At 73.0% G+C, this 25,666-nt stretch carries 25 protein-coding genes; 12 read left to right on the forward strand and 13 right to left on the reverse strand.

Going from position 1 to position 25,666, the window contains the following annotated elements:
• Positions 1-2: 2 nt before the first annotated feature.
• Complete coding sequence (locus tag ACOJVX_RS16125) at positions 3-317, forward strand: hypothetical protein (protein ID WP_418154604.1); 315 nt, start codon at positions 3-5, stop codon at positions 315-317.
• A 60-nt stretch (positions 318-377) separates the two neighbouring features.
• Here ACOJVX_RS16125 and ACOJVX_RS16130 read toward each other — a convergent pair whose 3' ends face one another.
• Together ACOJVX_RS16130 and ACOJVX_RS16135 are read right to left on the reverse strand one after the other, a co-directional pair.
• Positions 378-605, reverse strand: coding sequence for a DUF397 domain-containing protein (locus tag ACOJVX_RS16130; RefSeq protein WP_418154605.1), 228 nt, complete (start codon positions 603-605; stop codon positions 378-380).
• Positions 538-1,404: a helix-turn-helix domain-containing protein gene (locus tag ACOJVX_RS16135; RefSeq protein WP_081715409.1), complete on the reverse strand. Its 867-nt coding sequence runs from the start codon at positions 1,402-1,404 to the stop codon at positions 538-540. Before ACOJVX_RS16135 ends, ACOJVX_RS16130 begins: the two co-directional genes overlap by 68 nt.
• A 312-nt stretch (positions 1,405-1,716) precedes the next feature.
• On the opposite strand from ACOJVX_RS16135, the gene ACOJVX_RS16140 reads away from it, so the two are divergent.
• Genes ACOJVX_RS16140 through ACOJVX_RS16150 form a run of 3 tightly spaced genes read left to right on the forward strand, consistent with a single transcriptional unit; the run spans position 1,717 to position 2,761 of the window.
• The gene (locus ACOJVX_RS16140; protein WP_026418709.1) at positions 1,717-1,902 is read left to right on the forward strand and encodes a hypothetical protein; all 186 of its coding nucleotides are present in this window, start codon (positions 1,717-1,719) and stop codon (positions 1,900-1,902) included.
• Between the two features lie 29 nt (positions 1,903-1,931).
• Positions 1,932-2,372 carry a hypothetical protein gene (locus ACOJVX_RS16145; RefSeq protein ID WP_155886115.1) on the forward strand — a complete coding sequence of 147 codons (441 nt, stop codon included), beginning with the start codon at positions 1,932-1,934 and terminating at the stop codon, positions 2,370-2,372.
• Entirely contained in the window at positions 2,369-2,761 is a 393-nt protein-coding gene (locus tag ACOJVX_RS16150; protein WP_418154606.1) for a hypothetical protein, read from the forward strand. The genes ACOJVX_RS16145 and ACOJVX_RS16150 overlap by 4 nt, the downstream gene beginning before the upstream one ends.
• Positions 2,762-3,353: 592 nt before the next feature.
• On the opposite strand, the gene ACOJVX_RS16155 is transcribed toward ACOJVX_RS16150, so the two are convergent.
• The 6 genes from ACOJVX_RS16155 to ACOJVX_RS16180 are packed head-to-tail and all read right to left on the reverse strand — an operon-like array spanning position 3,354 to position 11,571.
• On the reverse strand, positions 3,354-4,277 hold the full coding sequence (locus tag ACOJVX_RS16155; RefSeq protein ID WP_418154607.1) for a TetR/AcrR family transcriptional regulator: 924 nt from the start codon (positions 4,275-4,277) through the stop codon (positions 3,354-3,356).
• Positions 4,274-6,298, reverse strand: coding sequence for a CocE/NonD family hydrolase (locus ACOJVX_RS16160; RefSeq protein WP_026418705.1), 2,025 nt, complete (start codon positions 6,296-6,298; stop codon positions 4,274-4,276). Before ACOJVX_RS16160 ends, ACOJVX_RS16155 begins: the two co-directional genes overlap by 4 nt.
• A complete protein-coding gene (locus ACOJVX_RS16165) occupies positions 6,295-8,118 on the reverse strand; it encodes a dipeptide ABC transporter ATP-binding protein (RefSeq protein ID WP_422646896.1) in 1,824 nt (607 codons plus the stop codon). The genes ACOJVX_RS16160 and ACOJVX_RS16165 overlap by 4 nt, the downstream gene beginning before the upstream one ends.
• On the reverse strand, positions 8,115-8,999 hold the full coding sequence (locus tag ACOJVX_RS16170; RefSeq protein WP_422646897.1) for an ABC transporter permease: 885 nt from the start codon (positions 8,997-8,999) through the stop codon (positions 8,115-8,117). The genes ACOJVX_RS16165 and ACOJVX_RS16170 overlap by 4 nt, the downstream gene beginning before the upstream one ends.
• Positions 8,996-9,958 (reverse strand): ABC transporter permease, encoded by a 963-nt coding sequence (locus ACOJVX_RS16175; protein WP_026418702.1) that lies wholly within the window; start codon positions 9,956-9,958, stop codon positions 8,996-8,998. Before ACOJVX_RS16175 ends, ACOJVX_RS16170 begins: the two co-directional genes overlap by 4 nt.
• Positions 9,959-9,963: 5 nt before the next feature.
• Entirely contained in the window at positions 9,964-11,571 is a 1,608-nt protein-coding gene (locus ACOJVX_RS16180) for an ABC transporter substrate-binding protein (protein ID WP_026418701.1), read from the reverse strand.
• A 546-nt stretch (positions 11,572-12,117) separates the two neighbouring features.
• On the opposite strand from ACOJVX_RS16180, the gene sigK reads away from it, so the two are divergent.
• From sigK to ACOJVX_RS16200, 4 genes are all read left to right on the forward strand, one after another.
• Complete coding sequence (sigK, locus tag ACOJVX_RS16185; RefSeq protein ID WP_081715427.1) at positions 12,118-12,732, forward strand: ECF RNA polymerase sigma factor SigK; 615 nt, start codon at positions 12,118-12,120, stop codon at positions 12,730-12,732.
• Complete coding sequence (locus ACOJVX_RS16190; protein WP_026418700.1) at positions 12,729-13,493, forward strand: anti-sigma factor domain-containing protein; 765 nt, start codon at positions 12,729-12,731, stop codon at positions 13,491-13,493. The genes sigK and ACOJVX_RS16190 overlap by 4 nt, the downstream gene beginning before the upstream one ends.
• A gap of 230 nt (positions 13,494-13,723) precedes the next feature.
• The gene (locus tag ACOJVX_RS16195) at positions 13,724-14,368 is read left to right on the forward strand and encodes a hypothetical protein (RefSeq protein ID WP_051313919.1); all 645 of its coding nucleotides are present in this window, start codon (positions 13,724-13,726) and stop codon (positions 14,366-14,368) included.
• Between the two features lie 281 nt (positions 14,369-14,649).
• Positions 14,650-15,126 (forward strand): SRPBCC family protein, encoded by a 477-nt coding sequence (locus tag ACOJVX_RS16200; RefSeq protein ID WP_026418698.1) that lies wholly within the window; start codon positions 14,650-14,652, stop codon positions 15,124-15,126.
• A 106-nt stretch (positions 15,127-15,232) separates the two neighbouring features.
• Here ACOJVX_RS16200 and ACOJVX_RS16205 read toward each other — a convergent pair whose 3' ends face one another.
• The 3 genes from ACOJVX_RS16205 to ACOJVX_RS16215 all read right to left on the reverse strand — a co-directional run bounded on the left by ACOJVX_RS16205 (position 15,233) and on the right by ACOJVX_RS16215 (position 18,319).
• Entirely contained in the window at positions 15,233-16,276 is a 1,044-nt protein-coding gene (locus tag ACOJVX_RS16205; protein WP_026418697.1) for an NAD-dependent epimerase/dehydratase family protein, read from the reverse strand.
• Complete coding sequence (locus tag ACOJVX_RS16210; RefSeq protein WP_422646898.1) at positions 16,273-17,562, reverse strand: zinc-dependent alcohol dehydrogenase; 1,290 nt, start codon at positions 17,560-17,562, stop codon at positions 16,273-16,275. Before ACOJVX_RS16210 ends, ACOJVX_RS16205 begins: the two co-directional genes overlap by 4 nt.
• Before the next feature lie 97 nt (positions 17,563-17,659).
• Positions 17,660-18,319, reverse strand: a complete 660-nt coding sequence (locus tag ACOJVX_RS16215; RefSeq protein WP_422646899.1) for a UdgX family uracil-DNA binding protein — start codon at positions 18,317-18,319, stop codon at positions 17,660-17,662.
• Positions 18,320-18,726: 407 nt separating this feature from the next.
• Between ACOJVX_RS16215 and ACOJVX_RS16220 the strand changes: the two genes are divergently transcribed.
• The 4 genes from ACOJVX_RS16220 to ACOJVX_RS16235 all read left to right on the forward strand — a co-directional run bounded on the left by ACOJVX_RS16220 (position 18,727) and on the right by ACOJVX_RS16235 (position 22,395).
• Positions 18,727-19,908: a glycosyltransferase family 4 protein gene (locus ACOJVX_RS16220; RefSeq protein ID WP_418154123.1), complete on the forward strand. Its 1,182-nt coding sequence runs from the start codon at positions 18,727-18,729 to the stop codon at positions 19,906-19,908.
• Positions 19,905-21,053, forward strand: a complete 1,149-nt coding sequence (locus tag ACOJVX_RS16225; protein WP_422646900.1) for a glycosyltransferase family 9 protein — start codon at positions 19,905-19,907, stop codon at positions 21,051-21,053. Before ACOJVX_RS16220 ends, ACOJVX_RS16225 begins: the two co-directional genes overlap by 4 nt.
• Positions 21,054-21,224: 171 nt before the next feature.
• Positions 21,225-21,419 (forward strand): DUF2795 domain-containing protein, encoded by a 195-nt coding sequence (locus tag ACOJVX_RS16230; RefSeq protein ID WP_016698370.1) that lies wholly within the window; start codon positions 21,225-21,227, stop codon positions 21,417-21,419.
• Positions 21,420-21,513: 94 nt separating this feature from the next.
• Positions 21,514-22,395, forward strand: a complete 882-nt coding sequence (locus ACOJVX_RS16235) for a Rieske 2Fe-2S domain-containing protein (protein ID WP_030106071.1) — start codon at positions 21,514-21,516, stop codon at positions 22,393-22,395.
• An 822-nt stretch (positions 22,396-23,217) separates the two neighbouring features.
• Here the strand turns inward: ACOJVX_RS16235 and ACOJVX_RS16240 are convergent.
• Together ACOJVX_RS16240 and rfaE2 are read right to left on the reverse strand one after the other, a co-directional pair.
• Positions 23,218-24,135: a glycosyltransferase family 2 protein gene (locus ACOJVX_RS16240; RefSeq protein ID WP_418154126.1), complete on the reverse strand. Its 918-nt coding sequence runs from the start codon at positions 24,133-24,135 to the stop codon at positions 23,218-23,220.
• A complete protein-coding gene (rfaE2, locus tag ACOJVX_RS16245; protein ID WP_422646901.1) occupies positions 24,135-25,634 on the reverse strand; it encodes a D-glycero-beta-D-manno-heptose 1-phosphate adenylyltransferase in 1,500 nt (499 codons plus the stop codon). Before rfaE2 ends, ACOJVX_RS16240 begins: the two co-directional genes overlap by 1 nt.
• Between the last annotated feature and the right edge of the window lie 32 nt (positions 25,635-25,666).

Genomic DNA, 25,666 nt, shown 5'->3' on the forward strand with positions numbered 1-25,666 from the left:
TGATGGATATTGACCACGAGGTCCGTGAGTCCGTGTGCGATCTCACCCGGTATGACTACGTCATGATGACAGACGTCATCGGGATCATGGTTCACTTCGGAGGGAAGGAGTACAAGCATCTGATCAGTCGGGCGGGTCGTATAGCGGCCCAACTCGTTCGCGAGGGCAAGATCACCGCCGGCGACCTCCGCGAAGACGGCTTCGCGGCTTGGGATAGCACATCGGAGGAATCAGCGGCGCGTATTGAACGCGAGACCCGGGAGTACGAGGAGAGCGGACGAGAAGTCGACTTCGGCGATATCGCGTGGTTCTCGTGAACGACGTGGAACGAGCCCCCGACCAGGTGTGACGCTGATCGAGGGCTCGTTGGCGACTGGTTACAGGCGGCCGGACTTCACTGCCGAGAGGAAGGCCGCGAACGTGTCACGGTCGACGACCAGCATTCCGCCGTCACGGTTCTTGGTGTCGCGGACGGCCGCGAGGTCGGCGGCGCGGCCTACCTCAACACACTGCCCACTGTCGCCGCTCCGACTCGACTTACGCCAAGTTTTGATGCCCATGACTCTCCTCATCATACTTCGCCTGGTACTTGAGCAGGACGTCATTGCTTTCGTCGACGTTGAGCGCGATGGTGTGCAGCTTTTCGACTGCTCGCACGAAAATTTCCGTGTCGCGCTCCCGGTCCAGCCATGACGCCGTACGCAGGTTCTCCAGGTAGACTAGCGGAGATGTTTCGTTCTCGGGAAACGTCAGGAGCATAAACGGGCTGATCTGACCGAGATAGCATCCCGCTGAAAATGAGATCATTCTCACAGTGATGTTTGGCTCTTCCGATACGCGAAGCATGTACCGGATTTGATCGGACATGACCTCACTTGAGCCAGCAGGGCGCGCAAGTGCCGCTTCATCCAAGAATGCGGTGTAGCGGGGAGCACGCCGCCCGGTGAGCACACCTTGCCGACCAGCCCTAATGTAGAGCAGATCGCCTATGTTTGATGCTTCGTCGTCGGCAGTGATGACAGCCGTAGCGTAGTCGCGAGTTTGCAGTAGGCCCGGAATGTACGAGCTGACGTTAACGATGTGGTCTGCCTCGACTTCGTACGAGATCAACGCGGACAGCTCGTCATCAATCGCCGCGCTGGGAGTCCACGGGCTGACGCGCAGGTCGGCGAAACGGTCAAGCCACCGCCTCTTGACATCAAGGGAGACTTCCAGGAGGTCCGCGAGCTCGTTCAGGATCTCTTCTGAGAACTCGACCTCACCGCGTTCGAGGCGGTTCACCCACGCCCCGTTCTTCCCCGCGAGGCGCGCAAGTTCGCGAACTCCAACGCCTGCTTCCGTGCGCGCTCGGCCGATGGCTGCTCCCAGCGCCCGCGCGACGGGTGTTCGCAGTGTCCGTGACATGGCAGCAGCCTAGTGGATCGACATACGTACCAGTAACAGTTCACTCGACTGGGCACTAGACGCGATGTGTGAGACACAGCAACTCTTACGTGGACAGTGGAGCTGTATCGGATACAGCAGCCAAACGACAGAAGGGGCCGCTATGTGGGCGTTGGTCTGGCTGGTCGTGTCGGGGATGGGCGTAGCCCTGTTGTTGCGGGGGGCGGCGTGGCTCGCGGAACGAGGCTTGCCACCGGAGCCTGACAAGCACCGAGCTGTCGAGTACGACCCCGCGACGCGAAGCTTCCGCTCGCTGACGGGTGGGGGTACCCGGTGACCGGTCACGGCGGGGACCTCGCTGACACCGCACGGGCACGCGACCTCCTCGCGGTGCGTGCCTTCGAGGCGCAGCGACGTCGTCGGCGCCGTCGGCGTATCGCCACGGTGGCGCGCGTGGTCGCCCTGGCCCTGCTGGCCGCGGTCACGGTTCTGGCCATCCTGGCGGCCCTGGCCGCCTGATCCTGTTGACCGTTGTCGGGGGACGCTCAATGAATGGACATGTACACCGATTCGTGGGGCCGGGGAGTCTGCCACCGGTCTGGCGGATCGACGCGCGACCACCTGCCGGCTGGTTGTGGTGGCGGCACCTGGTAATCGGCACCTACGGCGAACACCTCACCGGTACTACCGTCCACACCGTCTGCGGACACGCGGTCGTCGTGGGCCACGAGGAACGACCAGACGAGATCCCGTACCAGCCCTGCGGGCACTGTGCGCAGATCATGAAACCTGACCTGTTCGCGGCGCTGGTCGTGCCCGGATACACGGCGGCTCACCTGACGCGGGAACGCACCGACGTCGACGTGTGGACGGAATGCGGCATCCGGGCACCAGCAGCCGATACCGAACTCCTCAGCCTGCTCACTCCCGGGGTGGAGTTCTGCCTGGCCTGCTGGTTCCCCCACAACAGGGAGGGGGAACCGTGGTGAGCCCGTACGCGCCCGCCACCCGGCTCACCCACGCCGTCCTCGCGGGACGCCTCGACCGGTCGGCGCCGGTCACGGTGCTGACCGCCACGGCCTGCCGGGTGCACGGGCTGACCGTGGCCGGCGCGGCCGTGCTGGAGATCGTCGCCGACGGCCCCACCACGGCCAGCGCGGTACGCCACCAGGTGGGGCTGTCCCACCCGGCGTGGGAGGCGGTCCGCAAGCACCTCCAGCGTCGTCACCTGCTGCTGCGGGGCGTGGCCCGCGCCAGCCCTGCCCCCGGGGCGCCAGTGTTGCGGCGCCACCAGCTCACCGAAGGAGGGCGTGCGCTGGTGGGCCAGCTGACACCGCTGCTGATGATCATCCTGGATTACTTCGAGTTCCAGGAATAGAGCAGGAGGAATCCCCGTATCCAGTTGATACTGGATACGGGGATTCCTCCATGCGCCCAGTCGGTCCCGGCCGGACTTCGTCCGCCGCACCGTCGCACCTGGATGCTGCGCGCCCATCGGACACATCCACGTCGGTGCATCGTCACCAGCGCGGCCACCTTCTCATCGTCGGGCGGGCGCGGGCGCCGGTACAGGGTGACCACGCTGTCCGCGTGCTGCTGGTGGGCGCGGATCCGCCCGGTCGAGACGTCGTCAGAGAGCGGTCGGGGAAGGGAACCGGCGAGCGCGGTCATACTGCCTCCCCGTCCACGAGCCACTGTGCCGCCGGGAGCACGTCCCGGGTGGGCGCCACGGTCGCCGCGACCACCAGCGCCCGAACCCGCCGAGAGATGTTCACCGGCCGGGGACGGGTTGGTCAGGTCAAGGCGACGGTACGTCCCGGCCGCCGTCTCGCAAGGGAACGCGGTGGTCGATCCGCTGGCCCATCCTGTGCGATTCACCGCGCGCCTGGGTGTCGCACGCACGCACTCGCGAAAAGCCTGCCGTGGCCCGCGCTCAGCGCACGGAGCCCGGCCCGGCACGGGGTGTCCCCTCAGTCCCCCGTGGGCCGGAGGCGCAGCTCGGTCTCGACGAACCGGTGGAGGTGCCGCCGGGCCCGCTCGGCGCTCAGCGGCGGCGCCTGCCGCAACCGTTGCAGCGCGAGACCGTCGATCAGCGCCACGAGGTGGACGGCGGACTCCTCCGGGTCCGGGCAGCCGAACTCCCCCTCGGCGACCCCACGCCGGATCAACTCCAGGATCTGGGCATGCCACCGGTCGTACCGGCCGGACTGGCGGTCGGCGAAGGCGTCGTCGTGCCGGCCGGCGCTCCAGTAGTCGAACCACAACCGCCAGTGCCGAGCGGTGTCCTCGGTGAAGGCCGCCTCGACGAGCCCGCGCAACCCCTCGACGGCGGACCTGCTGCGACGCGCCTCGGCGAGCACCGGATCGTAGTACTGCTCGATCTCCAGGGCGATCGCCTCGGACAGGATCTCCCGCACGCTGTGGAAGTGGTAGGTGACCGTGCCGACCGAGACACCGGCCGCCCTGGCGATGTCACGGATGCCGATCCCGGCCAGGCCGCGTTCGCCGATGAGCGGGAGCGCCGCCTCCAGCACGAGTCGGCGGCGCACCTCGGTGGGCTGGCGGGTCCTGGTAGCCGGGGTGACCGCCCGGCGTCCTCGCCGCGCCCTCGGCTGCTCCCCGGGAGGGGTCTCCGCCACGGCCACCCCGGTGTCGGTGGCCATCGTCGGCTGCCCGTCCCGAGCCACCTCGGCACCGTCCTCGGGAGATCCCCCGTCCACCGCCCCGTCCCGGGCGGGAGTCTCCGACCCGGCGCCGGTTCGCGGTTCGGAGACCCGGGCGGCGGGGGGCGGCGACGCCCGCCCGGCTCCCGGCGTCGGGAGGTCGCCGTCCGCGTGATCCTGGGCGGGGTCCGCGACCTCGGAGGCCGCGGACCCCGGGAACCCTGCGCTCAACCCGAGGTCCTCGGGAGTCGGCGGTGCCAGGTGCGGTCGCTGACCGTCTCGCCGTCGGCGACGGCGGTGACCCGGCTCTCCAGGACGAACTCGTCCGCCGTGGCCCGCAGGTCGGACTTCGTGTCGATCCGCACGTCCCAGTCCTCCCGCCGCAACCGGATGGTCCACGTCGAGGTGGCGGAGGCGGAGAGGGGGTCGTCCGCCCGGATGCGGTAGGTCTCCAGGGCGCTCTCCGAGTACTCCATCCCGTCGGGGAAGGTCCGCGAACCCCCGTAGTTGGGGTCCACCTGGAGGGTCCACTCGCCGGTGGCGACGTCGTGGCGGACGACCCGCTCCGGGCGATCCGGCGTGAGACCGGACCGCACGGGCAGCGGCGGCGCCTGCTCCGGCTCCTCGAACTCGATCGGGGCGGCACCCGCGTCGGCCCCCGGGTCCCGCACGGGCAGCAGCAGCGCGCTGTCCTGGGCTCGTACCCGCAGCACCGGGCTGGTGGGCTGGGGCCAGACCCAGGGCCAGTACGCGGTGGACACCGCGACCCGCAGGCGGTGCTCGGCGGGAACGGCGTACCCGGTGGCGGTCAGCTCGACCTCCACGTCCTCCTTCGTCCCGGGGTGCCAGGGCACCGCCCGGTCCCGGCCGTCCCGGCTCGCCAGGTTCAGCACGCCCCGGCTGATGAGGGTGGAGGACCCGTCGGGGGCGACGTCGCAGAGCCGGACGATCACGTTGGCCCTGGTGACGTCGCAGTCCATGCGGAGCCGCACCCTGGCCCGCCCGAGGATCTCCAGCCGCTCGGTCAGGGGGGCCGAGTCGAAGCAGGTCGACCGGCCGTCCTCCTCCCGCTGGTCGGGTGGCAGGTCGGTGGCGTTGCCGAACGGGAAGTAGCGACCGGCGTCCACCCCGGTGTGCTGGGGGCTGGAGATGACGACGCGCCCGTCGCCCATCGTGGCCGGTCCCCGCAGGTCCCCCGCGAACGGGCGGGTCTGCCAGTTCACGGAGGGGGAGGGCCAGCTGGGGTCACCAACCCACCGCCCCGGCCGCTCCGGGTAGCTGGTTCGTGGTGGGACGGGTTCCTGCATCCAGGTGCGCAGCGGCGGCGTGTCCATCGCGCCGTTGTCCTCGCCCTTGAGCCAGTGGTCCCACCACCGCAGGGTCTCCTGCAGGAACCCGATGGCGGGTCCTGGCGGCAGCTCGATGTCCGGGTAGCGGTGCGCCCAGGGGCCGATGATGCCCCGAACGGGGGCGTCGAGGTGTTCGACGAGCCGGAGCACCGTGTCGCGGTAGGGGTCCGCCCAGCCGCCGACGGCGAGGACGGCGGCGTCGATGGCCGAGTAGTCCTCGCAGACGCTGCCGTGCCGCCAGTAGTCGTCCCGCTGCTGGTGGGCCAACCAGGTGTGCAGGAACGGCTCCAGCGCGTCGAGCCGTTCCCGCCACATCGGCAGCCACCGGTCCCCGACGGCGGCCGGGTCCGGCGGGCGGGAGGTGAAGGCCAACATCGTGCCCGCCCACGCCAGCATGTCGATGCCGAGGACGGCGCCGCCGACGTAGTGCACGTCGTTGTCGTAGCGGTCGTCGGTGGAGCAGACGGTCACGACGGCCTTGAGCGGTTCGGGACGCAGCGCCGCGACCTGGAGGGAGTTGAAGCCGCCCCAGGAGATCCCGAACATGCCGACCCGCCCCGTGGACCACGGCTGCTCGGCGAGCCAGTGGACGACGTCGACGCCGTCGGCCAGTTCCTGTTCGGAGTACTCGTCCCGCATCACGCCCTCGGAGTTGCCGCTGCCCCGCAGGTCCACCCGCACCGAGGCGTAGCCGTGGCCGGCGTACCAGGGGTGGCGCTGGGCGTCCCGGGGGGCCGTCCAGTCCCCCTTTCGGTAGGGCAGGTACTCCAGCAGCGCCGGGACCGGCCGGTCGACCGCGTCCACGGGACGCCAGATGCGGGCGTGCAACCGCGTGCCGTCCCGCATCGGGATCCAGGTGTCCTCGACCTCGACGTCACGGGCGAACTCCTCGCGGTATCTCACCGGTCCTCCTTGCCGACCTCCCGCCACCGCCGGATTCGGTGGCCTGCCCCTAGTTCTTCCCACACCGCCCCGTCGGCCGCGTCATCGGCCCACTGGACGGGTGGCGCGTCCCGGTTCTCGGCCCGTCGGCGGGCCGAGGTCGGGTCGGGTTCGAGCGCGGCGGCGAGCAGTGTGCTGGTGTACGGGTGGTTGGGGCCCGCGAAGACCGCTTCGGTGGGGCCCTCCTCGACGATGACACCGTGCCGGAGGACGACGACGCGGTCGGCGATGCCCCGCACCACGGCCAGGTCGTGGCTGATGAACAGGCAGGCCAGCCGCCGTCGCGCCCGGAGGTCGTCGAGGAGGGCGAGGATCGAGGCCTGCACGGACACGTCGAGCGCGGTGGTGATCTCGTCCGCGATCACGACGTCCGGTTCGCCCGCCAGTGCCCGGGCGATGCCGACGCGCTGCCGTTGGCCGCCGGAGAGCTGGGCCGGCAGCCGTTCGGTCAGGGCCGGGTCCAGGTGGGCGTCCGCGACCAGCCCTCGGGTCCGCTCGTCCAGTTCCCGGCGGCCACGCGCCAGGCCGAACATCCGGAGTGGACGCCGAACCGCCTCGGCGACGCGCCGACGCGGGTTGAGCGCGGTGTCGGCGTTCTGGAAGACTAGCTGCACCCGGCGGCGCAGGTCGGTGGCCCGGCGGGCGGCGGGCTGGGCGAGGTCGTCGGACCGCCCGTGGTCGGTGTACCGCATCTCGCCCTCGCTCGGGGGGCGCAGGCCGGCCAGCGACCAGGCCAGGGTGGTCTTCCCACTGCCCGACTCACCCACCAGCGCCAGCACCTCGCCACGGCGCAGCTCCAGGGAGACCCCGTCGACGGCGGGGCGGGGTTCGGCGTGGGCTCGGCGGGTGCGCCGGCGCCTCCCGTACCCGATGCGGACGTCCCGCAGGGAGACGACGGGTGGTGCGTCCGCCACCGGCTCGCGCCGCCGCACGGTGCGGCCGCCGTCCTCGCCCACCTCGACGAGACCCCCGTCGGTGATCCTGGGGACGCTCGCCAGCAGGGTCCGGGTGTAGGGGTGGCGCGGGTCGGCGAACAGCCGCTCGGTGTCGGCTTCCTCCACGACCTCACCCCGGCGCATCACCAGCACCCGGTCCGCCATGCTCGCCACCACCCCGAGATCATGACTCACCAGGACCGTCGCCAGGCCCAGTTCGGAGCTCAGCGTGTCGAGCAGGCGGAGGATCCCGCCCTGGGTGACGACGTCCAGTCCGGTGGTGGGCTCGTCGAGCACGAGCGCGCGGGGGCGCGCGGCCACGGCCATCGCGATCGCCACCCGCTGCTGTTGGCCGCCGGAGAGCTGGTGCGGGTACCGCCGGGCCAGCTCCGCCGGGTTGGGCAGTCGTACCTGGTCGAGCAGCTCGACCACGGCGGCGTCCAACGCGCGGCGGTCCAGCCCCCGGCCCCGCAGCGCTTCGGCGACCTGGCGTCCCACCCGCATCGACGGGGTGAGCGCCTGTCCCGCGTTCTGCGCCACCATCGCGACGGTCCCGCCCCGCAGGGCGCGGAGCTGCCGGGGCGGCAGGGCGAACACGTCCTGCCCGTCGACCAGCACCCGGCCGCCGGCGAGTCGCGAACCGTGCCGCAGGTGGCCGAGCACGGTGCCGGCCACGGTCGACTTCCCCGACCCCGACTCCCCCACCACGGCCACCGTCTCGTTGGCGCGCACCGCCAGGTCGACCTCGTTGGCGACGACCACGTCCCGGCCCGCGGAGCGGTAGGACACGGTCAGCCCGGTGATCTCGACGACCGGCGCCCCGCCGGTCGCTTCCCGCTCGGTCATGCGCGCCCCTTCCGCACCCGGTCGACTCCCCATGCCTTGGACAACCCGTCTGCCGCCAGGTTCAACCCGATGACCAGGGTCGCCAGCGCGATGATCGGCGCCAGGCTCGCCATCGGCACCACGGTGATCGCCGTCCTGTTCTCCGCGACCATCAGCCCCCAGTCCGGCGTCGGCGGGTTCGCGCCGAAGCCCAGGAAGGACAGCGAGCTGATCAGCAGGATCACCCAGGAGGCCCGCATGGCGAACTCGACGCAGACCACGTCGACGATGTTGGGCAGCACCTCCCGGAACAGGATCGACGTCGTCCGTTCGCCCCGGACCCTGGCCGCGGTGACGTAGTCGCTGGGGGCCACCCCCTGGGCGGCGGCCCGGACGACGCGGGTGACCGCCGGCGTGTAGACGAGGCTGACGGCGAGGACGATGACCAGCGGGCCCGCCCCCAGCACGGTCACGACCACCAGCAGGGCCAGGACCGGCGGGATGGACAGCACGGCGTCCATCACCCGCATCACCAGGTTGTCCAACCAACCCCCGCGCAACGCCACCACGCAACCGATCACGGTGCCCAGGGCCACGGCGAGGACGGTGGCCCCGAAGGACACCATCAGGGCGTAGCGCCCACCGTGCAGCACGCGGCTGAGGACGTCACGTCCGTACTGGTCGGTGCCGGCCCAGTGCGCCCAGCCAGGCCCGGCGAGGGCGTTGGCCGGGTCGTTCTCCACCGGGGAGTGGGGGGCGACCAGCGGGGCGAGGAGGGCGACCAGCAGGTGCGCCGCGACCAGCGCCACCCCCACCCAGGCGGTGGTCGAACCCCGCAACGCTCCCAGGAGACCGGTGAGCGTTCCTCGCCGCCCGGTCGTGTCGGTACCAGTCCCGCTCATCGCAGCCCCACCTGCTCCCTGCTCCGCAGTTTCGGGTTCAGCGCCATCGCCCCGAGGTCGGCGGCGAGGTTGCACAGCACGTAGACGGTGGCGCTGATCAGCGCGATCGCCTGCAACATCGGCAGGTCGCGGTTGTGCACCGCCTGGAGCATCAGACTGCCCACCCCCGGGTAGTTGAAGACGTTCTCCACGACGACGACACCCCCGACCAGCCAGGCGATGTTCATGGCGATCACGTTCAGCGTCGGCAGCAGGGCGCTGGGCAGGGCGTGCCGGGTCACCACCCGCCAGCGCCCGAGCCCCTTGAGGGTGGCCGTCGTGACGAACTCCCCGGCCATCACGTCGATCACGCTGGTGCGTGCCATGCGGACGATGTAGGCGGTCATCGCGACGCCGAGGGCGGCGGCGGGCAACCAGACGGCGGGGAGCAGCTCCCCGATGCTGGCCGATGGCCCGTCGAGCACCACGGCGGGCAGCACCGGCACGGTGATGGACAGCGCCAGGACCAGCAGGGTCGCCACCACGAACTCGGGCACGCTCATGCCGACGAGGCTGAGCCCGGAGATCAGCGTGTCGGGCCAGCGGTCGCGGTAGAGGCCGGCGAGCACGCCGAGCACCACCGACAGCGTGACCGCGACGAGGATGGTGACCACGGCGATGAGCAGGGTGTTGCGCAGGTGCAGGCCCACCTCCGCTGCCACCGGCTCCCCCGAGGCGAGGGAGGTGCCGAGGTCCCCGGTGACGGCGCCCCCGACCCACTCGAGGTAGCGCTGCCAGGCGGGTTGGTCGAGGTCGAGCTGCTCCCGCAGCGTCGCCACCGCCTCGGGGGTCGCGTCCCGCCCCAGGATCTGGCTGGCGACGTCGCCGGGGAGGGCCTGGAGCGCGAGGAAGATGAGCACGGAGGACAGCGCGATGGTCAGCAGCGCGGAGAACAGTCGTCTGGCGACGAAGGACAGCATGCCGGTCACCTCCGCAGCCCGATGTTGAGGTAGTCGAACTCGAACCCGTGCTCCCGGTAGTTGAGGACGTCACGGGAGAGACCCACCAGGCGGTCGGCGAACACCGGGGTGATCGAGCCACCGTGGTCGACCACGTACCGCTGGGCGTCCTGGTAGAGCATCCGGCGGCGGTCGGCGTCCATCTCACCCCTGGCCTCGTCGAGGAGCCCGTCGAAGCGGTCGTCGGCCCAGGCCGTCTCGTTGTAGCTCGAACCACCTCGGAAGATCTGGTTGAGGAGTTGTTCGATGGGCCGGCCGGTGTACCAGTAGGTCGCCATCAGTGGTTTCTGCATCCAGATCTGGGAGAAGTACGACTCGGCGGCCGCGGTCCGGACGTCGAGGGTGATCCCGGCCTCCCGCACCGAGTCCCGGAACGCCAACGCCATCGGCGTGAAGACCGGGTCGTAGGCGGAGGTGTGCAGGTCGAGGCGAAGGCCTTCCAGCCCGGCTCGGCGGAGCAGGAAACGCGCGTGCTCGGGGTCCCGTTCGACGCGGTAGTCGGTCCAGTAGGGCTCCTCGGGGGGTACGGGGTTGTCGTTCCCGATGACCCCGGCTCCCTGGAGGGCGACGTCGAGCACGGCCTGGGGGTCGTAGGCGAGCTTCATCGCCTGCCGGACCGACGGATCGGTGAAGGGCTCGGCGGTGCACAGCATCGGGAGGCCGTACCACTGCGAGTTCACCGACCGGGCGATGGTCGCCCGGTCGGAGGCGTTGATGACGCGTGCCGTGGCGAAGTCCAGGTTGGTCTGGGAGAGGAGGTGCACCTGGCCGGCGAGCAGCGCGTTCGACCGGGCCTGGGTGTCCGGGATGGCGTAGAACTCGATCTCGTCGAGCACCGGCCGCCCCTCCCAGTACTCGGGGTTGGCCACCACCCGGCCCCGGCCGGCGGGGGTGAAGGACTCCAGTCGGAACGGGCCGGTCCCGACCCCGGTCTCGCCGATGTGCCGCCCGCCGGCCTCGGCGCTGCCGTCCGGGATGACGTAGCAGTTGTACGAGGTCAGCAGGCTCGGGAACTCGGCGTTGGGCCGGGTGAGGTCGACCACGAGCGTGTGGGGGTCCGGGGTGTGGATCCCGCCCGGTTCGAGCATCGGCGCCAGGACCCCGGCCTGCGGCGATGCCACGTCCGGGTCCAGCAGGTGCCGCAGCGTGTAGCGGGCGTCGGCGGAGGTGAAGGGCCTGCCGTCGTGGAAGGTCACGCCGCGGCGCAGGGCGAAGGTCCACCGGGTGCCGTCCGGGGACGGTTCCCAGCCCTCCGCGAGGTCGGCGACGACGGAGCCGTCCTCCCCGATCCTGGTCAACCTGTTGTAGACGGCGCCGAGGTACTCGTAGGCGGAGAGCGCGCTCGCCGGGTCCAGCGTCTCGGCGTCGGAGGCCGGGGGCCGCGCGATGCGCAGCACCCCTCCGCTGGCCGGGTCGCCGGTCGCCGCCTCCACGGGGAGGGCGCGGGAGGCTGGTCCGGACGAGGAGCACCCCGCGGCCAGCCAGGTGGCCCCGAGGGCGCCCAGCCCGCCGGCGAGCAGGGAGCGGCGGCTGATCCCCCCGGGTGGTCGGACGCTGGTGCTGCCGTGGCGCATCTTCCTCCTCGCCCTGGCTGGGTGCCTCGTCTCGCCCTTATTCGTTCAATGAGCGATTGAGTTGGACCGCTGCACGATAGACAGACACCGCGAGGAGACCAAGCCCCCGGCCCCGTGGAGACCCGGGCGGAGACGAGGCGGACGGGCCCTCGGATCGAGGGCCTCACGACCGCCTCACGCACCGACACGGGTCACCTCGAAGCGGGAGGAAACCGCAGTTCGTGCCGGGGAGTCGGCCCACACCACCGCCCGGTGGGCCCCGGCGCGGCGAAGGCCCCGAGAACCGGCGGGCAGGACCGTTACGGCTTCCCGCCGGTAGTGACGGGAAACACTGCCCTGGCGACGGAGGGAGTTCGGCCCGTCACGGTGATCCGCCGGGGGCGGGGCTTGGGACGATCGATCGGCGGCCGGCGGTCGACCGTCCACGGTCGTCCACCGCCGGGAACGTCCGGATCACGGTGTCACGGCCGGGGTGGACGGCCAATCCGCGCGGCTCGCCGCACCGAAGGACGGACGTGACGAGTCGGCTCGACGATGAAGGTGGTCATGGCTGAGTGGACGGAACGGGCCGGCCGGCCCCCGGAGCAGGACGGGGCGGGCCGGCCGGACCAGGACGCCCCCACCGCGGAGCAGCTGATGGTGCGGGTCGCCAGAGGGGACGAGACCGCCTTCGGGCAGCTGTTCGACCTCCTCTCCGGCCCCGTGCTGTCCCTGGTGCGGACGGTGCTGCGCGATCCGGCCCAGTCCGAGGAGGTCGCGCAGGAGGTCCTGGTCGAGCTGTGGCGCACGGCACCCCGGTACGACCCGGCACTGGGGTCCGCGACGACCTGGGCCCTGACGATGGCCCACCGGCGGGCGGTGGACCGGGTCCGCTCCGAGCAGTCCGCGACGGACCGGGAGTCGAGGGTGGGCCGGCTCGACGAACGGCGGCCCTTCGACGAGGTCGCGGAGACCGTCGCGATCCGGCTGGAACAGGCGCAGGTGCGGCGCTGCGTCTCCACGTTGACGAGCCTCCAGCGGGAGTCGGTGCTGCTCGCCTTCTACCGGGGGCACACCTACCGGCAGGTGGCGGAGCTCCTCGGGGCGCCGTTGGGGACGGTCAAGACCCGGATGCGGGACGCCCTGATCCGGCTGCGTGACTGCCTGGGGGTGGGACAGTGAGCGTGGACATCCATTCGTTGACGGGCGCCTACGCGCTCAACGCGGTCACCGGCGAGGAGCGGACGGCGTTCGAGGAGCACCTCGCGGCCTGCCCGGTGTGCGCGCAGGAGGTGCGGGAACTGCGGGCGACGGCGGCGCGGGTGGCGGGGGCGCTGCCGACCACCCCGTGCCCCGGCCTGCGCGAGCGGGTCATGGCCGAGGTCGCCACGGTCCGCCAGGAACCCCCGCTGGTGGACGACGGGACACGGGCCGGGGCCCCCGCCCCGGACGTGCGTTCTGGTGCGGGTCGGCGGTGGGTGGTGCGCTCGGCGCTCGCGCTGGCCGCCGCGACCGCGGTGCTGGCCGGCGTGCTGGGCGGGCAGGCCATCCAGCTGCGCGAGGAGCGGGACACGCTCCGGGAGGAGCTCGCCGGAGAGGCGGGGCCGGCGCTGTCCGACCTGTTGGCCTCCGAGGACACCAGGGTGGTCAGTGGGGAGAGCGAGGGTGGGGGTACGGCCACCGCCGTCGTCTCCCGGGAGGCCGACCGGGCCGTCCTCCTGGTGTCGGGCATGCCGGACGCGCCGGCCGACCACGGCTACCAGCTGTGGCTGATCGACGACCAGCACGCCAGGCCGGCGGGGATGCTCGACGACGGGGAGGGACCCGTGGTGCTGGTGAAGGGTCTGGACGGGGCCGAACGGATCGGGGTTACTGTCGAGCCGGCGGGCGGGTCACGCCAACCCACCACGGATCCGGTGATGGTGCTCTCCCTGAGCGGTTGACGGGCCGGACGACGGCTCGTCCGGGAGGGACGAGGGCGGATCCGCCGCGCCCCCGCGCGGCGGGCGGTCCGGGCCGCACGCACGGGCCCGGACCGCCGGCGCGACTCGCCGCACCACCCCGGGTGCGCGGCGCTGGCTCGTTTGCCCCCGGGGCGCTCGGGTACCCGGAGCACGGTGGCGGCCCCGGGAGACTTCACCGCCGGCCGGTGGTCCGAGCGGAGGAGGAGCGCATGCGCGCACCGTTGTCCCGGCTCCGGTCAGCGGTACTGGGACCGAGCCGACGCGTACCCGAGCGAGCGCGGGACGTCGAGACCGCGACCCTGCGCTACCTGGTGTACGGGCTCCTCCCCGCCTGGTTCGTCCCCGGCTTGCTCGACTGGGCGCTACACCGGCGCACCGACATCGAGCACACCGCCGGGGTCCAGGAGTCGCTGATCCACGCCCTGATGATGACCGAGGTCGGCGTGCCGATCGCCATCGCCCTGGTGTGCGAGGTCAACCCCCTCGTGCTGACGATCATCGTGGCCGCGATCCTCGCGCACGAGGCCACCGCCTTGTGGGATGTCACGACGGCGGAGGAGAGCGGGCGGGAGGTCCGGCCCGTCGAGCAGCACGTCCACAGTTTCCTGGAGGCCATGCCGTTCATGGCTGGTGGAGCGCTGGCCTGCCTGCACTGGGAGCAGATCCAGGCGCTGGCGCGGGGTGCCCGGGACCGCCGGGCCTGGACGCTCCGGTTGAAGCGCCCGTCGCTGCCGCCCCGCTACCTGGCCGGGGTCGGTGGGGCCATCCTCGGTCTGATCGCACTGCCCTACGGGGAGGAACTGGTGAGGTGCCTGCGGGCACGTCGGCGCGGCTCCGCCACGGCGACGGCCTGACAGGTCTCCCCCGCCGCCGGCCCGCCGGTCGACCGGGGCGGCCGTGGGTTGGCGCGCGTGCGTCCGACCCGGCGCGGGTGCCGCGCCGAGGGAGGCGCCGCGGCGGCCGGTCGCGTGCCGCCCGGTGGGCGGAGGCCTTCGGGACGTTCCCGCTCGCCGCCGGCGCGAGGTCGAGCGGGAGGCCGACGACCGCCGACGGACACGCGCGCCAGAGGAGACGGGACCGGGGTCCGCCGAACGGCGGCCAGCACCCCGATCCGTGGAGGACGAGGAGGACGACGATGACCGAGCACGCTGGCGAGTTGGCGGTGAGCACTCCGTCGGACGTCGAGATCACCATGAGCCGGACCTTCGACGCGCCCCGGGACCGCGTCTTCGCCGCGCACGGCAGCTGCGAGCACCTGCGGCGCTGGTGGGCGCGCGGGAACCCGATGGACTGCGAGCTGGACTTCCGGCCGGGCGGTTCCTACCGCTTCGTCGAACACGACCCCGACGGGAACGACTACGCCTTCCACGGCGAGTACCAGGAGATCGTCGTCCCGGAACGCATCGTTTCCACCTTCGAGTTCGAGGGCGCGCCCGGTGAGGTCCTGGTCGACACCGTGACCTTCGAGGAGGCGGACGGGAGGACCACGGTCACCACGGTCTCCCGGTTCGACAGCAGGGAGGCACGGGACGCGATGCTCCGCGTGGGCATGGTCGACGGAGCCGCCCAGTCGCTGCGCCGGCTCGCGGAGATCCTGCCCACCCTGCCCTGACGCGGACCGGCCCCAGGTCGGGGCGTGCCCGGCCGGGGACGTGCGTGACCGCCTCGTGGACGTCGAACCGGCCGCCGATCGCGGCCGGGGTGGCGAAGGATGCGGGTCAGGTCGAGTTGACGGTTCCCCGCCCCGACCGCAGCGCGGGACTCGGGTGGTCGCGACCAGCTTCGAGCCCTTCCAGCAGTTCCAGCACGGTCGCCCTCGCGTCGTGCTCCGGACGCCAGCCCAGCTCCGTCCACGCTCTGGACGTGTCCAGCACCGGGCACCACCGGGCCAGGTCCACCCAGCCCGGCGAGGTCGGCTGGAGGCGCAGTGCCCAACTCACCCTCGCGGCGGCCCGGACGAGCCAGGGCGCGACCGGCACGTGCCTGGCGTGGAGGAGGCGGGCCAGCTCGGCCGGCGGCATCGGCGGATCGGCGGCCAGGTTGAACGCCCCCGCCGCCCGCTGACCGATGGCCAACGACACCGCGCTGGCCACATCCTCGGTGTGGACGAACTGGAGGGTCAGTTCGGAGGGCATCGGTAGCACGGGCAGCTTTCCCCGCCGCACCCCCCGGTACACCGACCGGGGGACCAGTGGGCCGATGAAGTAGCCGGCGATCTCGACGGCGGCCCGCCGTTGCAGGATCAGGCCCGGCCGGAACCGGGTGATGGTGAGCCCTGGCTCACGGCGACCCAGTTCGTCCAGCAGGGCCTCGACGGCCGCCTTGTCCCGGCTGTAGGAGGACGCGGCGACACCCCCGGTGGGCCAGTCCTCCCCCACCGCCCGACGTTTGGGACCCGGTGAGTACGCGCCCACCGAGGACAGGTACACGAGGTGGGGCACGCCGGCTCGGACGCACGCCTCGGCGACCCGCCTGCTGCCTTCGACGTTCGTGCGGTGCAGGGCGAGCTCGTCGTGGCTCGGTTGGATCAGCCAGGCGAGGAGCACGACGCTGTCCGCGCCCCGCAACACCTCGACCAGACGTGGGGTGCTGTCCTCCGAGCCGATGTCGATCTCGTGCCAGCCGACACCCTGGTAGGGCGGGGCGGGGGGTGGCGTCCGCCTGCTCACCCCGACCAGTTCGGCCCGCGGGTAGTCGCGGGCCAGCCGACCGAGCACGGCCGTCCCCACGTTCCCCGAGGCTCCGACCACGACGATCCTCACGACGGCTCCTCCTCACCGGGCTGCGTGCTCGTGGGTCCCGTCTCCCGCGCGGGGGACCCCGGCCCGAGGCCGGGGCGGCGGGAGGGACCGCCCCGGGGGACCGCCCGGTCCCCGTCCCCCGCCCCCGACGCCCAACCTCGGTGGCCGTGCGGCCGCAACAGCACCTTCCGCACGCCGGGACGCTTCTTCGCGAAGGCCGCGTAGTACTCGGGGGCGTCCCGCAGCGGGACCTGGTGGGAGACGAGTTCGGCGGCCCCCAGCGGGTCACCGTCCCGCAACACGTCCAGCAACGTGTCGGTCCACGCGCGGACGTGGGCCTGGCCCCAGCGCAGGGTGACGTTGCGGTCGAACAGGTCGCCCAGGGGGAAACGCGGCATCCACGCCGCGTACACGCCGCTGACCGAGACGGTGCCGCCCCGGCGCACCGCTCCGAGGGACTGGTGCAGGGCGTGCAACCGGTCGGGCTTCGTCTTGAGGATCTGGGTGACCCGGTCGACGACCGACCCCTCCGAGTCCATTCCCACCGCGTCGATCACCGAGTCGGCGCCGCGGCCGGCCGTCCCGGCCCGGATCTGTTCCACCGGGTCACCGTCCTGGGGATCGATCGTCTCGATCCCCGCCCTGGCGGCGAACGCGCGCCGGTCGGGGTACGGGTCGACGGCGAGGACCCGACCCGCGCCCCGGTGCAGGGCGATCCGGGCGCTCATCTGTCCGATGGGGCCGAGGCCGAAGACCGCGAGGCTGCCCCCACGGGGGACGTCGGCGTACTCGACGGCCTGCCAGGACGTGGGCAGCACGTCGGAGAGGAGCGCCAGCGCCTCGTCTGGGACCCCTTCGGGTACCCGGATGGGCCCGAAGTGGGCCTGGGGAACCCGCAGGTACTCGGCCTGCGCTCCGGGGACCCCACCGTAGAGGTGGGTGTAGCCGAACAGCGATGCGCCCTTCCGGCCCCCCAGGTTCTGCGTCGTCTCGCACTGCGCGAACAGCTGGCGCCGGCACATGAAGCACTCGCCGCAGGAGATGTTGAACGGCACCACCACCCGGTCCCCCGGCCGGATGTGGTGGACCGACCTCCCCACCTCCTCGACCACGCCCATCGGCTCGTGACCCAGGATGTCCCCGGGTTTCACCGCCAACGCGAGGCCGTGCTCGTAGAGGTGGAGGTCCGAGCCGCACAGCCCGCTCGCCGTGACCCGGATGATCGCGTCCGTCGGCTGCTCGATGGTCGGGTCCGCCACGGTGTCGACGTGCACCGACCGGGGGCCGTGCCAGGTGAGCGCGCGCATCCTTCCCCTTCCGCCCAGCGTCCGTGAACCTCCGCACTGTCCCCCTACCCGGACGCCACGCCGCGAAACGTGGCCGGGCCGGGGCCGACCCGCTCGGTCAGACCCGGCGGAGCAGGTCCGCCGCTGCCGTGAGGTCAGCGAGGAAGCCCGCGTAGGCGTCCTCGCGGTCCCTCGCCCGCAGCACGGCCGATGGGTGGATGGTGGCGATCAGGTGGTCGGGCGCGCTCCTTCGCGGACCGAGTTCCCCGGCGGGGAAACGCTGGGGTTCGCCCCGGTGCCGGGTCACCCGGAACGAGTCGCCCAGCAGGGACTTCGCCGCCACGGCCCCCAACGCCACCACCAGTCGGGGCCGGACGACGGCGAGTTCCGCCAGCAGCCAGGGGCGGCAGGCGACGCGTTCGGTGCGGTTGGGCTGGCGGTGCGGGCGTGGCTTGCCCGTGCCGCCACGGGTGAACCTGAAGTGCTTGACCGCGTTGGTGAGGTACGCGCGGTCCCGGTCGATCCCGGCCTCCCGGAGACCTCGGTCGAGCACGCGGCCCGCGGGGCCGACGAACGGTGCTCCCTCGATGTCCTCCCGGTCGCCCGGCTGTTCGCCCACCAGGACGACCTCGGCGGTGGCCGGCCCCCGGCCGAACACGACCTGCGTGGCGTCCCGGTAGAGGTCGCAGCCCCGGCAGGCCGTTGCCGCCCGCCGCGGTCCGGGCAGTTCGGCCCGGGCCGGTACGAAGGGGGTGGCGTCGGTGTGCTCAGCGGGCATGATCACGTCACCTCGTCTCGCCGCGCCGAGCAGGCTCCCTGCTTGGACGGCTGCGCGGACGTCCTCGGACGGAACGCCGTTCCCCTCCGGGTGCCCCGCCGCCGGGCACCGTTCACGGCCCGGTCTCCTCGGAACCTCTCGCGGGAGGCCTGCCCTCCCGCGCGGTTCGCGTCGCCGCCCCCGCCAGCGCGTACCCAGGCCGTCCGGCCCGGCGTCGCGGCGCACCCCGCGACCGGGCGGTCCCCCGCGCCAGCCGGGACGCGGTCAGCCAGGGCACACCTCCACCCTCCCCCGCCACGGTGGCGGCCCAGCCGAACCGGCATGCACCCGCGGCCGGCGGGCACCCGGCTACCGGGAGCGGGTCGGGGCACCCGCCCTGGATACCGGGCGGAACGCGGAGGTGCGGGGTGGCGGCTGACCAGCCCAGGGTGGCGATGGTGTGCGGGACGACGGCGGCGGACCGGGACGGGGTCGCGGACTACGTCCACCACCTGCTGCCCGCGCTGACCAACGCCGGGGTCGCGGCGGACCTGGCACCGGTGTCCCTCCACCCGGGGCAGGGGCCGGGCCGCCGGTGGGACCAGCTGCGCACGTTGCGCCGCCGGCTGGCCCGGTGGGCTCCGGACGTGGTGCACCTCCAGTTCGCGCCGTCCGCCTACGGCTTCTCCCGCCTCTCCGGCCTGCTGCCACTGGTGGTGCCCCGAGGCGTGCCCCTGGTCACCACCCTGCACGAGTACGGTTCCTGGGACCCACCAGCGGTTCTCCCCCGGGCCCTCTGGCGGCTGGCTGAGGCCCGAGGCTGGTGGTGCCGGGAAACCGGGCGGCTGGTTCCGAGGAGCCGGGCGCTCCTGACCACCAACGCCGGGCACGCCAGCGTCGTGGCACGGCGGTGGGGGCTGGCCCCGCACGTGGTGCCGCTCGCCGCGAACGTCGCGGTAGGACGACCGGAAGGCGACCCCCGGGTCCGCGTGCGCGCCGGGTTGGGCCTGCGCGCGGACGCCCCGCTGATCGTGTTCTTCGGGTTCGTCCACCCGGTCAAGGGCCTGCGCTACCTGATCGACGCGCTGCCACCGCTCCGCGCCGCCCACCCGGGGCTGCACCTGTGCGTGGCCGGCGGCTTCGTCTCCTGCGCCCTGCCCGAGCCGGAGGCGCGGGCGTTCCACGACGAGCTGGTCGAGCTCACCCAGCGGCGGGGCGTGGGCGACGCCGTGACCTTCACCGGGTACCAACCGGAGGAGCGGGTGTCGGACCTGTTGCGCGCGGCGGACGCCGCGATCTTCCCGTTCACCGGGGGCGCCACCACCAAGAGCGGCGCCGTCCTCGCGGCCATGTCGCACGGAACGCCGACGGTGGTGACCGGAGCGGACCCGCCCGATCCCGACCTGGTGGACGGCGAGACGACGGTGGTGGCGCCCTCCACCCGCAGCGTCGGGGCGCTCCGCGAGGCGGTGCACCGGGTACTGGCCGACCCCGACCTGCGTCGACGTGTGGCGGACCGGGCCCGCCAGGTGGTGGGTCGCCGCGACTGGCCGGTGATCGCCGCCGAACACCACAGCGTGTACCGGGCGGTGCTGCGGGAGTGGTCGTGAGCGGGGCCTACCGGCGCATCCTGGTGGTCGACCTGCTCGGCGGTCTCGGGGACCTGCTCATGCTCCTGCCCTCCGTGCACGCACTGGCCAGGAACCACCCCGGGGCGGAGGTGCACCTGCTCACCCACCGGCCAGGGGACTCGCTGGTGGAGGCGGACGAGGCGGTGACGGCGGTCCTGGTTCCGGAACGGCGGGGCGGGGGCGGTGAGCGCGAGGCCGTCCAGCGGTCGCTGGCACGGGTCGACCCGGACCTGGTGGTCAGCTCCACCCGGTACGACGGCATCCCCGACCTCATCGAGCGCTCCGGCGCCAGGGCGGTGACCGACCTGTGGCGCCACCCGCCGCCCGACGAACGCGTCGGTGACCGCTACCTGCGGATCCTGCGCGACGAGGGGCTGATCGGAACCGAGGACCTGGACTGCCCTGGGCATGTCCGCCTCACCTCGACCGAGCGCCTCCTCGGCGCGGAGCTGCTGGGTCGCGTGGTGCCGGCGCACGTGCGGCGGGCACCGGTCGTCCTGGTGACGGGAGCCGGCATGGCCGTCAAGCGCTGGCCGGGTCCGAGCTGGGACGCCCTCACCGCCGCCCTGCGCGCGGCGGGCACCCCGGTGCTGGCCGTCGCCGACGGGGGCCCGGTGCCGAGGGGGGCGTCCCCGCTCCCCCGAGGGGACCTCCGGGCGCTGGCCGCGACCTACGCCGAGGTCGGGCGTCGCGGTGGGGTGGTCGTCGGCGGCGACACGGGACCAACCCGGCTGGCCGCCTCACTCGGAGTGCGGGTCGTGGGGCTGTTCGGGCCGACCTCGACGCCGCGGTACGGGTTCGGGCCGGGACCCGGTTCACCGCACGAGGCTGGCCGACGGGGGGTGGGGCCGGTCGGGGGCGGTGGCGCGGGTACCCGCGCCACCGGCGCGTCGGCCCGTCCCGGGCGAGACGGGGAGGACGGGCGGGTGCTCGTCTCCCCGTCGGGTTCCGACCTCCAGGGCCTCCCCGGGTGCGACCACCGCAAACCCACCTCGATCACCGAGCAGGGTTGTTGGTGGTCGGCCGCCTGCCCGTTGTCGCCCCGCGGTCCGGCGTGCATGGCTGCCCTGGACGTCTCCGATGTCCTCCTCGTGGTGGAGCGTGCCACGGGGGCGGCCGGGTGAGGGGCGGCCGGGACGGGCCTCGTCGCGGGCCGGCGTGCCGTGCGCGCGGGTGCCGGGGCGGCAGCTCGGCGTTTCGCCGCGCCGTCACGTGGCATCCCGGGAGGGAGGTCCATCCGGACCTCGGCGGCGGTGGGACCGCCGTCCGGACCGGCACCGGAGGAGGGATGGATCATGGCCAGCGCCAACCCGATCCAGATGCAGAAGTCGCTGAAGGACCTGGACTACCCGGCGAGCACGGACCAGATCGTCGAGCACGCCCAACAGCACGGAGCCGACGAGAACATCCTGTCCGGCCTGCGCAAGCTGCCCAAGGACCGCACCTTCGACGGGCCGAACGCCGTGAGCGAGGCGTTCTCCAAGGTGTGACGTCACGACGATCGCCCCAAGGGGCGCGGCTGGGGTGTCAGGCGGCTGATGCCCCTTCCCGTGCGCAGTCCGGGACACCCAGCGGAGGAGTGAGATGAGGCTGTCACGAATCACCGACCGGATCGCGGAGCAGAAGTGGCTGGACAGGGTGAACTCCCGCATCCACCGCGTCGTGACGCGGGTGCTGCCCGAGGGGAGCGTGAAGGACGCCCTCCACGGTGTCTGGCTCGGCCACCCGGTGCACCCCGCGATGGTCCAGCTCCCCGTCGGGTGCTTCCTCTCGGCCGCCGTGCTGGACGTCACCACGCCGGGGAGCCGGGCGGCGCGGGTGTTGGTCGGCACCGGGATCGCCAGCGCGATGCCCGCGGCGGTGAGCGGTTGGGCCGACTGGTCCGACGCCCACGAGGAGCAGCAGCGGACCGGCACGGTGCACGCGCTGTTGAACACCGCCGGGCTCGCCTGCTACCTCGTGTCGTTCGTGGCCCGCCGCGACCGGTCCGGTCGCACGGGTTCGGTCTCCGGCGGCGCGGGCATGCTCTTCCTGCTCGCCGGGGCGACGCTGGGCGGCGAGTTGTCGTTCCGGCAGGCGCTGGGCCCCAACCACGCCGAGGACGCGGCGCACCGGGGCCCCAACGACTGGTGCGACCTCGGCCCGCTGGACGACTTCAGCGAGGGGCGCCCCGAGGTCCGGGACGCCGGCAACGTGAAGGTCGTCGTGCTGCGCAGCGGTTCGGACGTGGTGGTGTTGCACGACGCGTGCAGCCACCTCTCCGCTCCCCTGCACGAGGGGGAGGTGGAGGAGGTGGCCGGGCACCGCTGCCTGGTGTGCCCGTGGCACGGCAGCACCTTCCGCCTCTCCGACGGTGAGGTCATGCGGGGGCCGGCGACCGCGCCGCAGCCACGGCTGATCAGCCGGGTGCGGGCGGGCCGGGTGGAGGCCCGGGCCCGCACCTACGCGGGCGTCCCGGCGAGCTGAACCTCCCGGCCGGCGGGTTCCGCTCCGGCGTCCCCCGTCTCCACCGACGTGCGGAGGTGTCGGCCGCTCGTGGACGGCACCCGAGGCCAGGCGTCCGCCCTCGGGTCCCCGCACCGGGGACGGGAGTGCCCCGGGGGGACCCGACATCCGCCGCATCGACGACTCCCCCGGCACCTGGTCCGGGCGGCCCCGGACCTCGAGAACGGCTCGGCGCCAGGTCGTCGCCGTTCGGCAGCTCCTCTGGGCCTGAGCGGGACCGCCGGTGAAGCGGGACCGCCGCCCAGCGGTAGGTGGGTCGCGACCGGTACGACCGGTCCCGATCGGGACGGGGGCCGGTTCGGTCCCGGAATCCCGGTCCGACGGGCGTTCACCTGCCGCTTCCGCGCCTGGCCGACGGTGACACCCGGTCCACCCGAGACGGGACGCACGGGCGGGGCGGTCCACTGGCAGCTCCCGGGTTGGCGGCGGCCCGTTCGGGTCCGGGAGCCCGGCGACGGAGCCGCCGCGGTCCGACCAGCCGGTTCGCCGAGCCGGGTCGGGGATGTGACGCCTCCACCCCGGGTCGGCGCCCGGCCCGGACCCGCCGCGTCCGCGCCGCCAGCCAGTCACGTCACCGAATCACCGAGACACCGAGACACCGAGACACCGAGACACCGAGACACCGAGACACCGAGACACCGAGACACCGAGACACCGAGACACCGAGACACCGAGACACCGAGGATGGGACCACCGGTCGCTCGTGCCCGGTCTGGGAGCCCCAGGAGTTCGACGCCGGAGAAGCCAGTCGTCAACATCGCGCCCGACTCCCCTGCCGAGCCCTCAGCGGGGGTCACGCCCGCTCCCGGCCTCGTCGCCGGCACGGTGGAACTCCGGGAGGGCGGTGGCCTGCGCCTCCCGGTCGGGGACCGTGGTGGGCGACTCCAGGTGCACCGCACCGGAAGGCAGGACGCCCGCCCCGCCGAACCGCCGCATCACCCGCCACTGGGCGGCGACGTCCTCCCCCGCGTGTTCGACGGGGAGGTCCGACCAGAAGTCGTAGCCCCCGCAGGCGACCAACGCGAGGCGGTCGTAGAGGACGCAGCCGGACACCCAGGCCACCTTGTACGCCCGCCAGTCCTCCGCGCCCGTCAACACGTGTTCGGCCAGGTGCAGCGGATTGGCGGCGTTGTGCAGGGTCCACCTGGCCATCGCGGGGCTGCCCGGCCCCACCGCCTCGGGTACGGGTCGTCCCGGCCATTCCTCGTAGGGCTCCCACTCCGCCGGTCGCCGGTCGGCGACGTGGGACATGCCCACGACGGCGTTGCCGACGAAACCGCACCCCATCGCGGCCAGTGCCCGGCGGAGCCGGGCGATCGTGCCGGGCGCCAGCCACACGTCGTCGTCGAGGCAGAGCACGAGGTCCGCGCCGGACGCGTCCAGGAGCGCCTGCCGGTGTTCGGCCAACCCCCGCCGGGGCAGGTGGCGACCCAGCCGGACGGCATGGCCCCGGTGGTGGAGGGTGCGGAGCACGGCACGGGCGGCGGGGGTGTCGTAGGAGGCGGTCCCGTCGGACTGGTCGGACACGATGATCCCGAAGCGGTCGTCATCGTCCTGCGCACCGAGGCCGGCCAGGGTGACCGCGAGTTCGGTTGGCCGGTTCCTGGTGGGGATCAGGACGTCGAGCGTGCTCCGGTGTTCCGCCGGTTCCGGCAGGTCGCGCGGGCGGGGAGCACCCGCCCTCGGCAGCGGTGCGCCCATCAGTCCACCACTCGGTCCGCGTTGGCCCGGATCCGGGTGATCAGCGCGGTGGTGGACCGGTCCGGGACGTAGTCGAGAAGCCGGACCTCGCCGCCGTACCCCCGCACTACCGGCGTCTCGGGCAGCATCTCGGGGGTGTAGTCACCCCCCTTGGCGTACACGTCAGGGCGGAGCAGGCGCAGGAGTTCCACCGGGGTGTCGCCGTCGAAGACCGTCACGTGGTCGACGCAGCTCAGCCCGGCCACCACGGCGGCCCGGTCGTTCTCCGGGTTCACCGGGCGATCGGGTCCCTTCAGCCTGGCCACGCTCGCGTCGGAGTTGACCGCGACCACGAGCACGTCCCCCAGTTGCTTGGCCTGGGCCAGGTAGGCGAGGTGTCCCCGGTGCAGCACGTCGAAACAGCCGTTGGTGAACACGATGCGCCGACCGGTGTCGCGGTGCCGGCGCACGACCGCCGCCAACTGCTCCCGCCCCACGGGCTCCCCCTCGCGGTCCCCGAGCCGGCTGGCGAGCTGGTCGGGCCCGCACACGCAGGTCCCCGGCTGGGCGACCACCACGTCGGCCGCGGCCTGGGCGAGCTCCATGCCACCGGTCAGGGGCAGGCCGCTGGCGAGCCCGGCCGTCAACGCGGCGACGTAGGTGTCGCCGGCTCCCGCAGCCCGGCAGTCGGGTACCGGCCTGGCCCACGTCCGGTGCTCCGGATGGGTGTGGCTGAACAGCACGGAGCCGTCCCGGTCCAGGGTCACGACCACGGCGCCGGCGCCGGTGCGGCGGAGGATGCGGTCCCGGTGGCGCTGGAGGTGCGCGAGCCGCCGGCCCCGCCCGCCCGCGCCCAGCAGGGACGCCGCCTCCTGGGCGTTCGGGGTGACCACGTCCGGACGGGTGGCCGCCCACTCCGCCGGGTCGTGGGAGTCCACGATGAGCAGCGGGACCTCCTCCCGGAGGGCGGCGACGGCGTCGCGGAGCGGTGGACCGGCGACGCCGAGGCCGTAGTCGCAGACCAGGAGCGCGTCGTGGTCCGGGACCAGGTCGGCGAGGAGACTGGCGAGTTCCCGGGTCGTCGCGGCGGGAGGGTCGGCCTGGTCGCCGTCGTCGAAACGGGCGAGCAGCTGGTCACCGCAGATCAGTCGGGACTTCGTCATCGTGCGCCCGCCAGGCGCGGACACCAGGTCCCGCACGTTCACGCCCCGGTCGGCGAGTGCCGCGCGCAGCGCCCGCCCGGCGGGGTCGTCCCCGGTGACGGCCAGGAGGGTGGCGGCCGCCCCGAGGGCCGCGAGGTTCGCCGCCGTGTTCCCGGCGCCGCCGGGTGCCGTGGTCGTCCGTTCGACCTCGACGACCGGGGCGGGAGCCTCCCGGCAGAGACGACGGGAAGTCCCGGACAGCCAGACGTCCACCAGGACGTCCCCGAGGACGAGGACCCTCGGTCGCCGGCCGGCCAGCAGGCCGGGCGTGGTGGGTCCCACCGTCAACGTCGTGTCGGGTTCCTGGCCCCACAGCATCTCCCACCTCCTGGTCGTGATGTCCGCCGTGC

This window comes from Actinoalloteichus caeruleus, assembly GCF_049311605.1.
Lineage (GTDB): Bacteria > Actinomycetota > Actinomycetes > Mycobacteriales > Pseudonocardiaceae > Actinoalloteichus_B > Actinoalloteichus_B caeruleus.

Excerpts from the sequence above, each read along its gene's own strand:
- ACOJVX_RS16125 (WP_418154604.1), top strand. The coding sequence starts at position 3 with ATGGATATTGACCACGAGGTCCGTGAGTCCGTGTGCGATCTCACCCGG.
- ACOJVX_RS16130 (WP_418154605.1), bottom strand. The coding sequence starts at position 605 with ATGACGTCCTGCTCAAGTACCAGGCGAAGTATGATGAGGAGAGTCATG.
- ACOJVX_RS16135 (WP_081715409.1), bottom strand. The coding sequence starts at position 1,404 with ATGTCACGGACACTGCGAACACCCGTCGCGCGGGCGCTGGGAGCAGCC.
- ACOJVX_RS16145 (WP_155886115.1), top strand. The coding sequence starts at position 1,932 with ATGAATGGACATGTACACCGATTCGTGGGGCCGGGGAGTCTGCCACCG.
- ACOJVX_RS16165 (WP_422646896.1), bottom strand. The coding sequence starts at position 8,118 with ATGACCGAGCGGGAAGCGACCGGCGGGGCGCCGGTCGTCGAGATCACC.
- ACOJVX_RS16170 (WP_422646897.1), bottom strand. The coding sequence starts at position 8,999 with ATGAGCGGGACTGGTACCGACACGACCGGGCGGCGAGGAACGCTCACC.
- ACOJVX_RS16175 (WP_026418702.1), bottom strand. The coding sequence starts at position 9,958 with ATGCTGTCCTTCGTCGCCAGACGACTGTTCTCCGCGCTGCTGACCATC.
- ACOJVX_RS16180 (WP_026418701.1), bottom strand. The coding sequence starts at position 11,571 with ATGCGCCACGGCAGCACCAGCGTCCGACCACCCGGGGGGATCAGCCGC.
- sigK (WP_081715427.1), top strand. The coding sequence starts at position 12,118 with ATGGCTGAGTGGACGGAACGGGCCGGCCGGCCCCCGGAGCAGGACGGG.
- ACOJVX_RS16195 (WP_051313919.1), top strand. The coding sequence starts at position 13,724 with ATGCGCGCACCGTTGTCCCGGCTCCGGTCAGCGGTACTGGGACCGAGC.
- ACOJVX_RS16200 (WP_026418698.1), top strand. The coding sequence starts at position 14,650 with ATGACCGAGCACGCTGGCGAGTTGGCGGTGAGCACTCCGTCGGACGTC.
- ACOJVX_RS16210 (WP_422646898.1), bottom strand. The coding sequence starts at position 17,562 with ATGCGCGCGCTCACCTGGCACGGCCCCCGGTCGGTGCACGTCGACACC.
- ACOJVX_RS16215 (WP_422646899.1), bottom strand. The coding sequence starts at position 18,319 with ATGCCCGCTGAGCACACCGACGCCACCCCCTTCGTACCGGCCCGGGCC.
- ACOJVX_RS16230 (WP_016698370.1), top strand. The coding sequence starts at position 21,225 with ATGGCCAGCGCCAACCCGATCCAGATGCAGAAGTCGCTGAAGGACCTG.
- ACOJVX_RS16235 (WP_030106071.1), top strand. The coding sequence starts at position 21,514 with ATGAGGCTGTCACGAATCACCGACCGGATCGCGGAGCAGAAGTGGCTG.
- ACOJVX_RS16240 (WP_418154126.1), bottom strand. The coding sequence starts at position 24,135 with ATGGGCGCACCGCTGCCGAGGGCGGGTGCTCCCCGCCCGCGCGACCTG.
- rfaE2 (WP_422646901.1), bottom strand. The coding sequence starts at position 25,634 with ATGCTGTGGGGCCAGGAACCCGACACGACGTTGACGGTGGGACCCACC.